At 69.0% G+C, this 12,946-nt stretch carries 14 protein-coding genes; 4 read left to right on the forward strand and 10 right to left on the reverse strand.

The features are described from left to right. Position 1: 1 nt before the first annotated feature. The 5 genes from BUB75_RS19375 to BUB75_RS19395 form a co-directional block, all read right to left on the reverse strand. Entirely contained in the window at positions 2-193 is a 192-nt protein-coding gene (locus BUB75_RS19375; RefSeq protein ID WP_073258941.1) for a helix-turn-helix domain-containing protein, read from the reverse strand. A gap of 17 nt (positions 194-210) precedes the next feature. Next, positions 211-1,692 carry a replication initiator gene (locus BUB75_RS19380; RefSeq protein WP_425430891.1) on the reverse strand — a complete coding sequence of 494 codons (1,482 nt, stop codon included), beginning with the start codon at positions 1,690-1,692 and terminating at the stop codon, positions 211-213. 78 nt (positions 1,693-1,770) lie between these two features. Next, positions 1,771-2,022 carry a hypothetical protein gene (locus BUB75_RS19385; RefSeq protein ID WP_073258942.1) on the reverse strand — a complete coding sequence of 84 codons (252 nt, stop codon included), beginning with the start codon at positions 2,020-2,022 and terminating at the stop codon, positions 1,771-1,773. After that, positions 2,019-2,273 carry a helix-turn-helix domain-containing protein gene (locus BUB75_RS47160; protein WP_218617635.1) on the reverse strand — a complete coding sequence of 85 codons (255 nt, stop codon included), beginning with the start codon at positions 2,271-2,273 and terminating at the stop codon, positions 2,019-2,021. Before BUB75_RS47160 ends, BUB75_RS19385 begins: the two co-directional genes overlap by 4 nt. A 5-nt stretch (positions 2,274-2,278) precedes the next feature. Then, entirely contained in the window at positions 2,279-2,677 is a 399-nt protein-coding gene (locus BUB75_RS19395; protein ID WP_073258944.1) for a hypothetical protein, read from the reverse strand. A 726-nt stretch (positions 2,678-3,403) separates the two neighbouring features. Between BUB75_RS19395 and BUB75_RS19400 the strand changes: the two genes are divergently transcribed. Then, positions 3,404-4,651: an NsdA family TPR-like regulatory protein gene (locus tag BUB75_RS19400; protein ID WP_483863804.1), complete on the forward strand. Its 1,248-nt coding sequence runs from the start codon at positions 3,404-3,406 to the stop codon at positions 4,649-4,651. A gap of 735 nt (positions 4,652-5,386) precedes the next feature. Further along, complete coding sequence (locus BUB75_RS45310) at positions 5,387-5,977, forward strand: hypothetical protein (protein ID WP_143175302.1); 591 nt, start codon at positions 5,387-5,389, stop codon at positions 5,975-5,977. A gap of 258 nt (positions 5,978-6,235) precedes the next feature. Here the strand turns inward: BUB75_RS45310 and BUB75_RS19410 are convergent, their stop codons facing one another. The 4 genes from BUB75_RS19410 to BUB75_RS19425 form a co-directional block, all read right to left on the reverse strand. Further along, positions 6,236-6,556 (reverse strand): hypothetical protein, encoded by a 321-nt coding sequence (locus tag BUB75_RS19410; RefSeq protein ID WP_073258947.1) that lies wholly within the window; start codon positions 6,554-6,556, stop codon positions 6,236-6,238. A 111-nt stretch (positions 6,557-6,667) separates the two neighbouring features. Continuing rightward, positions 6,668-8,023, reverse strand: a complete 1,356-nt coding sequence (gene ggh / locus BUB75_RS19415; RefSeq protein ID WP_425430892.1) for a glucosylglycerate hydrolase — start codon at positions 8,021-8,023, stop codon at positions 6,668-6,670. 538 nt (positions 8,024-8,561) lie between these two features. After that, complete coding sequence (locus tag BUB75_RS19420) at positions 8,562-8,945, reverse strand: hypothetical protein (RefSeq protein ID WP_073258948.1); 384 nt, start codon at positions 8,943-8,945, stop codon at positions 8,562-8,564. Between the two features lie 66 nt (positions 8,946-9,011). Beyond that, positions 9,012-9,989 (reverse strand): aminoglycoside phosphotransferase family protein, encoded by a 978-nt coding sequence (locus BUB75_RS19425; RefSeq protein WP_143175303.1) that lies wholly within the window; start codon positions 9,987-9,989, stop codon positions 9,012-9,014. 51 nt (positions 9,990-10,040) lie between these two features. Here BUB75_RS19425 and BUB75_RS19430 point away from each other — a divergent pair, with 51 nt between their 5' ends. Both BUB75_RS19430 and BUB75_RS19435 read left to right on the forward strand, forming a co-directional pair. Continuing rightward, positions 10,041-10,685: a pentapeptide repeat-containing protein gene (locus BUB75_RS19430; RefSeq protein ID WP_073258949.1), complete on the forward strand. Its 645-nt coding sequence runs from the start codon at positions 10,041-10,043 to the stop codon at positions 10,683-10,685. A 34-nt stretch (positions 10,686-10,719) separates the two neighbouring features. Next, positions 10,720-11,565, forward strand: a complete 846-nt coding sequence (locus BUB75_RS19435) for an RDD family protein (RefSeq protein ID WP_073258950.1) — start codon at positions 10,720-10,722, stop codon at positions 11,563-11,565. Here BUB75_RS19435 and efeB read toward each other — a convergent pair. Next, positions 11,562-12,905 (reverse strand): iron uptake transporter deferrochelatase/peroxidase subunit, encoded by a 1,344-nt coding sequence (efeB, locus tag BUB75_RS19440; protein ID WP_084741490.1) that lies wholly within the window; start codon positions 12,903-12,905, stop codon positions 11,562-11,564. The genes BUB75_RS19435 and efeB overlap by 4 nt on opposite strands. Positions 12,906-12,946 lie beyond the last annotated feature (41 nt).

Here is a 12,946-nt window from a genome sequence, read left to right on the forward strand (position 1 = left end):
GTCAGGCCGCCTGCTCGTCGAACCAGGCCCGGACGTCGGCTGGGTTGTAGCGGAGGTGACGTCCGGCCTTACGGCAGGGAGGTCCGGCCTTGTTCTTGCGCCACCAGCGCAGGGTCTCGACGGGAACACCCAGGTAGGTGGACACGTCCTGGATAGTCCACAGTCGTTCTGCGGTGGGATCGATGCTGGTCATGTGGGTACTCCTTCCGGTCAGGCCGAGGTGGCGGCATCTTCGTGGGCGATCTCCTCTCGGGCGATCCGGGCGTACTCACGGGCTTGAGCGGCAGCGGTGTTGGCGAGCATCGCGTCACCGGTAGTGCGCCAGCCCGATCCGGCGTACTGGAGGAGGCCGACGACGAGCGTGGTCTCCAGCTGGTGCTCGTCGGCGAGCTCGGCCGCCTGTGTGCGTGCCCAGATGATGCGGCGTTCACGGAGCACGCGGAACGTCACGGAGTAGCGGCGGGATTTGGTGAGGAAGTGACCGCCGAAGCCGAGCATGTGCGCCCACCGACGCAGCAGTCCCCAGCCCCGTGGACCGCCGAGGGTCCAGCAGGCGTCGACGAGGCGTTCGACGTGGGTTCCGGCCGGGTCGGCATGCAGGTCGATCGTGTCCGTGGTCAGCCGCCGGGACAGGTGCCCGGTCGTCTCGGTGCTCTTGGTGGCGTACTTGGCCAGGTACCCGGCGACCATGCCGTCCGTGATCGCGTCCCCACCGTCCAGACGCAGAGGCCGGGCGTCGACTTGTTCGCCCCAGGCGATGGGCCACCCGTTGGGGTTGGCCGGGTGGGGTTCGGTGAAAAGGCCGGCTACGTGGTGGGCGTGCGCGATTCCGCCGGCTAGATCGGTGAGGCCAAGTTCGGCCGGCGGGGGAAGGATCGCGTCCTTGTCGAGCGGGTCGACACCGTCCAGGCGCACAATGACGTGGAAGTGGACCACGCCGCGCCGCTGGAACTCAGCGACCTTGCCGTACGCGAGGCGGATCAGCCGCGGGGAGATCCCCCGGGACCGGGCGATCCGGCGGAGTTCGCGGTTGAGCGCGATCGTCGTACGCCGCCACAGCTCAGACGCGTGGTGGTTCCAGACGACCTGGTGGTCGTGGTCGTAGCAGTCCAGGCACAGGGGCAGGCCGAGCGCGCGCTCGTCGGCATCGTGGATGCGGTCGCAGCGCAGGTCGACCCCGTGCGGGCACAGCTCCGGGATGCGTCGGGGGCGGCACCGCAGAGCGCGGTTGTCCTTGCCGGTTCGCCGGGTGTGGACCAGGCCGAAGCTCGGAGCGGTCAGGGTGAGGAACACGGCCGGGTGCCGGTTGACCGACTCGGGGACGCCGCGTCCGCCGACGAGGCCGGTACGGATGAGCTGGTAGGCGTCGCCACGGTAGGTCTCCGCGCAGGACGGGCAGACCTCGGTTCGGCGGTTGCCGCAGGGCTTGTAGATCTCGCCGTCGGGCAGATCGGCTGTCTGCACGGAGGACAGGAGTGCACCGGTGCGGGTGTCGAAGGTCGCGACCTCTCCGGCCAGCCGGACCGGGTGGGAGCAGGCAGCGGCCGGGCGGACGTGGCTGATCCACGCGTCGTACTCCGGTTCCGAGGCCCGCTGAAACGCGTGCTCCGCCCTCGTGGCCGACTTGGGAAGCCGGGTGGAGCCAGGAACCGTGAACGGCGTTCGGGTGTCAACGGCTCCTTGACGCTGAATTGAGGCGGGGACCAGCCCCGGGTGTGAGCCCGGGACCGGCCGCCGTGGTGCGGTGTGGTGCTGCGCTTCGAGGGTCACTCAGGCCGCCTGACGCTCGGCCGGGGTGTCGAAGACGCGGTGGATCAGCCGGTCCCAGCAGACCGGGACCGGCTCGCGGTGGTTCTCCCAGAGGAAGACCGCGTGGAGCAGCTGCCAGGTATGCGGCAGCGTCAGCCCGAGCCGGGCTGCTTCGGTGCGCAGGTGCGCGATGAACTCGTCCGGTTCCCAGCCTCGGGACAGCCGGTGTTCGCGCCACTGGTACGGCCGGTAGGCCGTGGGCCGGGCGGTCATAGCGCCGCCTCGATGAGCTGGAAGACGTCCACGTCCAGGACGCGAGCGAGTTCCTTGAGAACCGTCAGACGATCGACGGGGATGCGGTCGTTTTCGACCTTGGACAGCCAGTCCGGAGTCCGGCCGACCAGTTCCGCGCAGGCGATCTGGCTCATGCCGCTACGGCGGCGGAGCCGGGTGATCGTGGTGCCGAAGGACACCACCTGGACCGGTCGGGTAGCGACCGGGCGGAACAGGGTTGAGGTGGTCACGGCGGTCACTCCGCCGGGACGGCCCGCAGGGCAGGCCGGGGTGCCGAGGCGTCGGGAAGCAGGATCGCTTCCAGCAGCTCGATGTACTCCGGCCGGGTCGGACGGGTGTGCTTGTTCTCCCAGCGGGAGACGTAGACCTTCAGGTTGTCTTCGTCCGGCATGCTGATGCCGCGTTCGGCGGCCAGCTGCAGCATGCGCTTAACCAGGGCCAGCTGAGTCAGTCCTTGGGCGTCACGGAGCCCTTTGAAGTCCCAGCGCAGGCGGGTGCCGCGCCGCTTCTGTTCGGCGCGCTTGTCTTCCTCGACCTCGCAGAGGAAGTCGTCAATCTCGCGCTCGTGGCGTTCGCGCAGTTCGAGGTAGAGCAGCCAGTACCGGCGGCCCAGGCGTTCCGGACGAAGCGCCATGGAGAGGGCTTGTTCGTAGTCGGCCGGAGCTGTGGCGCTGCTCGCCGGTCGTCCGGGGCGAAGCCCGGACACGCAGTCGCAAGACGATCCGTCGTCCTGGTAGCCCGCGCCCCCGCAGGAGGTGCAGACGATCCACGTGGATCGTTCGTACGCGAGCGTGCAGGACGGAGCCTCGCAGTTTCGCTCGGAGCAGTAGAGGCAGAACCCGGCCATGTTGAGCCGAGGAGGCTTGGTGTCAGCCGGTGCGATGGTGGGTGCGGCGAAAACGTAGGTGGGCGATGCGGTGGGGGTGTGCGTAGGACGCTCGTTGACGGGCACGGTGGGTGCGGCAGGCCGCCGCTCCAGAAGGCCGGTTGAGGTGGACCGAGTGTTCGGTTGCGTTGAGGGATGCGTGCGAACCTCAGTCACCGGAACGGTTCCGGCAGAGACAGTGCCGTGAGCAGGGACAGGGATACGCTGAACAGGCATCGTTGGATCCCTTCGCAGGAGTAGATCGATGCACCGGCCTCAGCGGGGGACCAGCCCGCTGGGGCCACCTTTCGGTAGCGAGTACCATCTCAGATGGTACTCAGCAGCAACGAGTTTCGCAGTGCTTGACTCGCTGTTGCTGGACGCCTATGGCGCCGGGTCAACCATCGCGCGGCTCGGGGACAAGTAACAGGTGTCAGCAGGGGGACAGGACTCTGTCCCCTCCCTGTCACCCCGTTCGACACGGATACTTGACACATGGGAGGCGACGTGACGCGAGACGACGAACGACCCCTCTGGGCTCGCAGGATCCGAGCAGAGCGCCTGGCCAGGAATTGGAGTCAGGCCGATGCCATACGCGCTATGCGTGCTCACTCCGACAAGCCACTCGTAGGAAACGAGAGCCTTCGCCGTTACTGGAAACGGTGGGAGGCGGGCGAGGTGAAGCCTGACGACCTGCACATGAAGCTGATCGCGAAGTCATTCGGCACCGTTACAGCGGCGCTTTTCCCGACCGAAAACCGCAGGCAGACCGAAGAAAGCGTTATCGCCGTCACGGGTATGGACACAGTCGAAATCCTCGCTCGCATTCGCGCGTCCGACGTCTCCCCCGCCACGCTGGATGCTCTACGGATTACGGCCGATCGTTTGTGCTGCGAGTACCCTCATGCCGCATCACCGCAGCTGCAGGTGGAAGGTCGATCCTGGCTCAGCCGGATCACCCGACTACTGGACGGTCGGCTGACCCTCGCTCAGCACCAGGAGGTCCTATCTCTCGCCGGTCAGGTTGCTCTACTGCTCGGCTGCGTCGAGTACGACATGGGCAAGCGTGGCCAAGCCGAGGTAACTCGCAAGGCCGCTCTCTCCCTCGGAGAAGAAGCCGACAACTCCGAGGTGATCGGGTGGGCGCAAGAAATGCGCGCCTGGTACGCCCTCACGCAGGGAAACTACGAGGGCGCGGTTGCGGCAGCCCAGGCCGGTCGAGCCGTGGCAGAACACTCAGGCGTGACCGTCCAACTGGCAGCACAGCAGGCGAAGGCGTGGGCAAGGATGGGCGACCGGCGACAGATGGAGCTGGCGCTCGATCGGGGCCGCTCCCTCCTCGAAGTGATGCCCGAGCCCGAGGACACCGATCACCACTTCGTTGTAGATCCGTCCAAGTTCGACTTCTACGCGATGGACTGCTACCGCATCGTTGGCGAGGATCGGCTGGCCACGATGTACGCCGACGAGGTCATCCGGAACTCGACAAACGTCGATGGAACGCACCGGAAGCCCATGCGCGTGGCGGAAGCCGAGATCACTCTCGGAGTGGCCGCTGCCCGGGATGGCGACGTCGAGTCGGCGGTCAACTACGGGCGACGAGCGCTGCGGGGCGAACGCAAGTCGTTGCCTTCGCTCGTGATGTGCAGCCGAGAGCTCGCCACGCTTATGCGGACTCGCTACCAGGGCACGCAGGCAGCAGCCGACTACCTCGAAGAGCTTCGCGCAGTCTCTGTCGCCTGACCACGGCCAGACCCACTAGACGGCCGTCCACCAATGCCCGGCCGAGGACGCGAGTCATGCCACTCCACGATTCGGCTCGGGCTCCATACGTGAGTGCGTCCGACCGTCTTGTCCGGTGCAGGCATCTGCTCGCGCTTCCGGTAGTTCGTCACGGTGGCTGACTGCACACCGAGGTACGCCGCTACGTCGGCGGTAGTCCACCACTCCGCCCCTGGATCGGGCGCCACGGGCTCATCTGACACGCTCCCATTGTGGCGCCTGACAGGACTGAGTAAACCCAAGTCGGCACCTGAATTCAGGGGCTCATCCAGAAGCCGTGCAGGTCAGAAGCTGTGAGAACTTTCTATACGTCTTCAAGGGCGGCCCTGAGCGGGCCGCCGCACCCGCCGCCGAGGGACGCGGCGCCGGCCTCCTGCTGACGCCCGGCCGGCACCGCTCGGCTGGGTGCGGAACCCAGGGCCGCCGAGAGCAAAGACGAAGATCTGCCTCCGGCGGGGATCTCTGGCAGGGCGATCCCGTCTACCGACGACCCGGGAGACCCGAGCAGACCGCCACCCCGGCGCGCCAGCCTCCAGCGGGCAGTGTCAAGCATGCGTTGACAGGTGGCGCGCCGGGCCGTCGGCCCGCTCCCCTGCGGGCGGGTCGACGGCAGACGCGATGGGAAATCGTCCCGCTGGGCTGCGTCTAGCCAGAGAATGAATAGGCGAAGACTTTGCCGACCAGAAGGGAGCGCGAATGAACGTCTGGGTTACCGTCTCTTCCGCACTATTCGGAACATTAGTGGGCGCCAGCCTCACATGGCTCATTAGTCGCCACCAGCAAAAACTCTACTTCACTCTCGACCTACACCGTGAATTCAACAGTGCAGACATGGTCGAAGTACGGTACTCCGCAGGTCGGCTTCTAGAGAAACATCCCGAAAAATCACTGCGCGAGCTGACAGACAAGTACATTGGAACCCCGGAACTGCATGATATTTGGAAAATAATTCTCTTCTACCAACGACTTTGGATCGTAGTCCAACACCGGCGAGTCATCCGGAAAGAAATACCTCCACTCTTCGGCGAGATATTCGACTGGTGGTACGTCCAAGCATTCGAGCGACAGTTATTACCACTCGATAATAAACTCTCTCGTGATATCTCAGACTTTCATTCTTGGCTGACCAAAACAGCTAAACGGTCAGAAGTCGAGGAGTGGCGACGAAGCCACATCTTTTGGCCCGCCCCCGGGATCGAACATCCAGGTAACAGTCGTGCCCGTTCTATGCCCGAAGATACGGCCAGCACAAGTCAGCGAGCCGAGCCCAAACCGCATCCGGACTAACTCTCAGCAGCTTGGCCTACTAGACCAGCACCACCTGTAGCACTTCAGGCAATTCCCAAAGCTGGTGGCGCCTGGCCAAGATGTATACCGATCACGCCGACGCCAGGCCGTCGTCAGGCCGCCGGACGTCCACCCAGCACCACCGACGACCACCATCAACCATCACTCGCATCGCAGGTCAGAAGTCCAGTCTCGAACGTACGTCCAGTACAGCTCTCATCGTTCGCAATTCTGGTACTTCTGGTGGGACTGACCCGGCTAGCTCGCGGCGCGGCGGCGGCGGAGGTTCCACCAGGTCATCAGCGGGTCGAGGGCGGCGAGGACGTTGGGGAAGGTCCGGTCCCAGGGGAGGATCTCACCGACCGGCAGCACCCGCCACTCGTCGGAGTGCAACCAGGTGAGCTCGCCGACCAGCACCGCGGAACCGCGCGAGGGTCCGCGGTCCGGGTGCGGGCCGTAGATCAGCCAGCGCTGGTGGGCGACCCGGATCGTCATCCATCCGGGCGGCAGGTACGTGGTGAGCGTGTCGGACGGTTGGTTCGTCGGATCAGGGGCGTAGAGGCGGCTAGCTACGTCCATGCTTCTGTAGACGCACGCCACGCCAACCCGGCTCGGCTGCCGTGCAGTTCCCATCCCACGATGGCGAAGCCATCGCAGTTGTCCGAACCTGGAGCCCGCTGAGCGTCGTTCTCAGCGGGCCGTGCACCAGTCGAGGATGACCGCGGCGGTCCAGGACTGGCGGCGGGAACCTAGGGCCTCGCCGGTCACCGGCTCGTAGTACTCGGAGAACGCGCCGTCGCCGACCAGCGAGAGCGTCTCCGCCCGGAGCGCCTCGGCTTGTGCGGTGTGGCCGTGACGGGCGTGCGCCCACCCGAACAGCCAGGAGACCACCGGCCACTGCGGCCCGCGCCAGTACTCGCGCGACTTGAAACCCACCGAGTCCGGAGAAACCGTCGGCGGCACCTTCGCGACGAGGTCCGGGTGACCGGCCCAGTGCGGCCCGTGCAGCGTCTCGATCAGTGCGCGCTCGGCGTCCGCATCAAGACCGCCACAGATCAACGGCGCGAAACCGGCGAGGGTTTCGACGTCGATCCAAGCCCCGGCACGTCGGTCGTAGTCCCGCGCGAGGCCGGTCTCGGGCGAACGCGAGGCAGCGACCGCCGCACGCGACCGCGCCGCCCACCTCCGCAGGTCGGCCACGTGCTCGGCCGGCGCACCGAACTCGTCGCCGAGGTCGGCGAGCACGTCCGAGGCGACCGCGAAGATCGCGCTGACGAACACGTCGGCGACCAGGAAGCTGCACGTCTCGTACACCTTCACCGGGTCGTAGGACGCCCGGCGCATCTCCTCGATCAGCCAGAGGTACCGGTCGTACTCGAGATCGGTCGGTCGCTCGGCACCGTCCCGGACCAGCTCGCGGTCGAGGCGGACGTACGACGGCAGGTCCGGGCCGGGGATGACGGCCGAGTACGGACCGTCCCAGCGGGGCGAGTTGTCCATTCCGGACTCCCAGCCGTGCACGACCGCGATCAGGCCGGTGCCGTCCGGGTCGCGGTACTGCGCCAGCCAGGCGTGCCAACGGTAGAGCGCGGCCCACGAGTCGCGAACCAGCTGCTCGCCCGCGGCACGGTCGGCGTCGGTGCCGCGGCGGGCGACGTCGAGGATCCGGCCGACCGCGATCGCGTGCACCGGCGGCTGGCAGATGCCGGACGTCAGCGGCGCCTGCGGCGCGGACGCGGACAGCTCGGCGGTGCCCCAGCGCCCGGGGCCGGGAAAGTAACCGCCCCGGTCGCCGTAGACGATGTGCGGGATCATGCCGTCGGCCCACTGGGCGGCGAGCAGCGTCCGGATCTCCTGCCCGGCGCGCTCGACACCGAGGTGCGCGAGGCCGATCGAGATGAACGCGGCGTCCCAGCTCCACATGTGCGGGTAGAGCGCGGGCGCGGCAGTGACCATCGTGCCGATGTCATTGCTGCGCAGGACGTCAGCGGCGCCCATCGCGAGGTCGGCGACGTCGTAGGACCGGCGCGCGGCCCTGCGGACGATTCTCGCCGCGGGCGGGATCGCGGCGTCCGCTACGCCGAGTGCGTCGATGGTGTCGGTTGCCCCGCTCACTCGGCCGGTAGCGGGATCCGCTCCACGCTCGCGACGGCTACGGACAGGCAACAGGGCAGGCTGGTCCCAGGGACCGGCGGTCATGACAGTCTCCAACGCGACGTCGCTCGTGGTGGGCATCCCGGCCGGCCCGCAGCGCGTAGGGCGCAACAGGCACGGGGCAGCGGGCGTCGCCAGCGACGCCATGGCCGGATTTCGGGGGGCTCGTCCGGCGGTAGCCGGCTGCGGATGGAACCACTCCCTTGCGTCGACCTGCGGGCCACCTGGTTGACACGTGGTGTTCGCGGTCGAGCAACAAGAACGTTACAGAGTTTGATGATCTGGCGGTATGCCGTCCCGGTCCGTCGGCAGGTCGAACCGGCTCAGCCGTTCGCCGTCACCGGTTCGTCCGGCTGGTCATCACCGCAGGACGCCCGGGTGGCACCGAACGACCGCCGATAGCGCCGCCGTGGCACGGAGGTGGCGGAGATCACTCTGATCCGATCCGGCGCACCCCGCGCAGCGGCGCCCGCCGCTGCCGGACCGGGGCACTGAACAGGACCGCGACCGTGACCATGATCGCGAACACGTGGGCGAGCACCCAAGTGCGGTGGTCACCGCCGATACCGGCGTCCACCACCTGCTTGACGCAGTAGGCCTCGTAGCCGGCGATCACGAGCAGGAGCATCACCGGCACCAAGTTGGCACCGCGCCAGACCCGGTAGAGCAGGAAAGCCTGCAGCAGATAGACCAACAGCCCTACGGCGGAGCTACCCGCATCCGAGACAAAGTATGCGTATGTATCGGCCAGCAGGACGAACAACAGCAACGTTCCCGGCCGCTGGAGCAGCCCGTGTCTGAGGTCCGTGGTCATGCCATGTCTATCGGTTGCCGCCCGGTGGACCAGAGAGAACCCCGGCCGACCGCAACGGTCCTGCAACTAGCGGCGCCGAGCGAGCCAGCGGAGGGCCGCAGCCGCCTCGGCGCGCTGGAACAGACGGACCTCCGGCGCGTACCACGGTGGCGGTTCGAGGCTGACCGTGAGCAGGAAGCCCGCGATCGCAGCCACCGTCGCGGTGATCGTCTCCGGTGCGACGTCCCTGGTCAGCGGGTGGGTGCGGACGACGTCCTCCGGGTCGACCGCGCCGGGCGTCACCGCAGCGCCCGGCAGCAGGAACAGCAGGTCGAGCCAGGGCGCGCCGACGCAGGCCGACGGCCAGTCGACGAACCAGACCTGCTCGTCGGTGAGCAGGATGTTGTCCGCCCTCAGGTCGCCGTGGAGCAGCGTGTCCCCGTCCGCGCGGACCGACCACCCGGCCTCCAGCCGCGCCAGACGGTCGAGGTCACGCGGCACCCAATCGAGGTCGGCGGGCAGCACCGCACGCAACGCGGCCGGCGCCGACGGGTCGCGGGCCAGCCGACGCCAACTGGTCAGGTCGTCGGCCCAGTCGGCGACGAACCGCGGGCCGGGCAGCGGGCTCGGGGTCGTGGCCACGACGCAGGCGGAGAGCGCGGCCAGCACCCGGTCGAGCTCCGGTCGCGTCCACGGCGACGCGGGCGGGCGGCCGCCGACGTCCGTGCAGGCCACCGCCGCCCAACGCCCGTCGTCGTAAACGCCGAGCAAGCGCGGAGCCAGGGCGCCCGGCGGCAGCGCGTCCATCACCTGCGCCTCGCGGCGCAGCTTCGCCACCGTGTCGGCGCCTCGGTGGACGCCTGCCGCCTTCAGGAACGCACGCCGCCCGTCGTCCAGCTCGATCCGGGACGCCAGCCCGGGGGTCAGCCCGAGCGGCGCGCTCTGTGCCGAGACGACCCGGGCGCCGAGCGCACGCTCGACCCCGTCGCGCACGGAATCGGGTAGCTCGGCCCAGGTGGGGCGGGGACGACTGCGGCGCCCCGGCCCGGTCGTGGGAACGCTCACCGGCCCATTGTGGCCGGGCATCGTCACCCGCGTGTGAGTTACGGTTCTCGGGTGCCACCGACCGGGACCGCCCCTCGCCCGCCGCAGTTGGACGACGACCTCCTCGAGCCGTTCGACGGCCCGCTCGACGACGAGATCGACCTCTACCGCAACCTGCTGACCGGCTCGTACGTCGGTATCGCGGGCCGCGGTGAGATCGCGACCGTCCGAGCCGAGGGCGCCGACTTCTCCGGAACCCGGTTCGAGCCGCTCGACGTGAGCGACGTCCGGATCGAGCGCTCCGACCTCGCGGGCGCGCGGTGGGAGGGCGTCTCGGCGCGGCGGCTGGCGATCACCGACTCGCGGCTGGTCGGCTGGCGCCTGATCGGGTCGTTCGTCGAGGACGTGCTGATCAGCGGGTGCCGCTGGGACGACGGCAGCCTGTTCCTGCGCCGGGGCAAGGGATCGGTCGTGTTCCGGGACTGCACGTTCTCCGGGACCACGCTGCGCGGTGACCTCTCCGGCGTCGTCTTCGACGACTGCGACCTCAACGGCGCCGAGTTCGGCGCCGACGCGGCGCGCAAGTGCGACCTGCGGACGTCACGGCTGGCGGGCGCCAGGGGCCTGCAGACGCTGCGCGGCGCCGTGATCACGACCGACCAAGCCATCGCCCTGGCCGACGTCCTGGCCACCGAACTCGGCTTCACCCTCGGCTAACGCGCGCCGTGCGACGGTATGCGACGCTAACCGGGTGACTCAGGCAGTGGATCGGCAGCGGCTGATCATCGGCGAGGCCGTCGAGCTCGAGCTGCCGGTCGCCCGGCTCGCCACCCGGGCCACCGCGATCGCGATCGACGCGACGATCCAGATCCTGATCCTGATGTCGCTCAGCGTCCTGCTCAGCGCGTTCAGCGTGCGCGCGAACTTCGCGATCTCCGCCACGCTGTCGATCCTCATGCTGGTTTTCACGTTCGTGGTCTGGCCGGTCGCGTTCGAGACGTTCACCCGCGGCCGGAGCCCGGGGAAGTTCGCGCTCGGGCTCCGGGTGGTCCGCGACGACGGCGGTCCGATCCGGTTCCGGCACGCGTTGACCCGCGGGCTGATCGGCGCCGCGATCGAGTGGCCCGGTCTGCTGCTCCCGCCGTTGACCTGGATCTTCGGCTCGACGTGCATGCTGTTCTCGGCCAGGGGCAAACGGCTCGGCGACCTCGCGGCGGGCACGATCGTCCTGGTCGAGCGACTGCCCGACCTCAGCCGCCAGCCGATCTTCATGCCGCCGGAGCTGGCGTACTGGGCCCGTGACCTCGACCTGGCCGGCATCGACGACGGCCTCGCGATGGCGCTCCGCCAGTTCCTCACCCGCGCCAACGGCATGCGCGCCGACGCCCGCGTCTCGCTCGGGCGGCGACTGGCCGATGAGGTATACCGCAGCACGACGCCCCCTCCCCCGCCGGGGACGCCGCCGTGGGCCTACCTCACCGCGGTCCTCGCCGAGCGTCGGCGACGCGAAGCCGAGCGCCTCGCCGCCCGCCGCGCGATCGTCGCACTGGGCGCCCCCGCGCTGCCGCCTTCCGCCGAGGGCGCCTGGAAGCCTTAGAGCAGCGTGTCGCCCCAGTAGCCGTCCTTCGTGACACCCGGCGGACAGGCGAACACCGCACTCCCGACGTGCTTCACGTACTCGTTCATCGCGTCGGTCCGGGCCAGGTTCCGCTGGATCGGGATGAACTGTTTCCGCGGGTCCCGCTGGTAGGCCAGGAAGAACAGGCCGGCGTCCAGGCGTCCGAGCCCGTCGGAGCCGTCCACGAAGTTGTACCCGCGCCGTAGCAGCCGCGCCCCGTCGTTGAAGTCCGGATGAGCCAGCCTGGTGTGCGCGTCCAGCGCGATCACCGGCTCGGACGCCCCGGTGACCGTGTCGAACTCGAAGTCGTCGAACTCGTTGCCGTCGGCGTTCTCGCTCGTCGTCGGTGCGCCGCTGCCCTTGAACCGGCCGAAGATCGCCTGCTGCTCGGACAACGGCGTCCGATCCCAGGTCTCGATGTGCATCCGCATCCGGCGCGCGACCAGGTACGACCCGCCTGCCATCCACGGTGCTCCGTCACCCGCGGCGGCCCAGAGCTGCTCGTCGAGCAGCGTCTTCTCCTCGGCCTTGAGGTTGCGGGTGCCGTCCTTGAAGCCGAACAGGTTTCGCGGGGTGGCCTGGTCCCGTGAGGTGGACGACGTCCGGCCGAAGCCGAGCTGCGACCACCGCACCGCCACCGCGCCGAAGCCGATCCGAGCCAGGTTCCGCACCGCGTGCACCGCCACTTGCGGGTCGTGCGCGCACGCCTGGATCGCGAGGTCACCGCCGGAGCGCGCCTCGTCCAGCGCGTCGCCGGGGAACGCGGGCAGGTCGACCAGCGCGGGTGGGCGTTTCGCCGCCAGGCCGAACCGGGCGTCGAACATCGACGGGCCGAAGCCGATCGTCAACGTCAGCTGCGACGCGGGCAGCCCGAGCGCCTCGCCGGTGTCCTCCGGCGGCGCCTCGATCGGTCCGTTCACCGCGCCGGTGTCCCCGGCCGCCTCTCCCGCCGTCATTCGCGCGGCGGCCTTCGTCCACTCGCGCAGCAGGTCGACCAGGTCCGCGCGGTTCGTGGTCGTGATGTCGAAGCTGACGAAGTGCAGCCGGTCCTGCGCCGGTGTGACGATGCCGGCCTGGTGAGCACCGTGGAACGGAACGGCGGCGGCGGCGTCACCGCCGCCGGCACCCGCCCCGGACCGCGCGTCCGCCACGACGTAACCGCCGGCCGCCGCAGCCCCCAACCCCGCCAGACCGGCGGCGCTGGCCCCCAGCAGCCGCCGCCGCGAGAACCCGCGCCCCGGGCCGGCCTCGACGGGTGTGGCCTGCGACGGCGGAGCCTCGGCCGGTGCCGCGGTGCCGTCCTCGGTGGTCCGTGCCATGCTCAGCCTCCCTCGGTCCGGGGCGCACCGGGCGCCCTCGC

This window comes from Cryptosporangium aurantiacum, assembly GCF_900143005.1.
Lineage (GTDB): Bacteria > Actinomycetota > Actinomycetes > Mycobacteriales > Cryptosporangiaceae > Cryptosporangium > Cryptosporangium aurantiacum.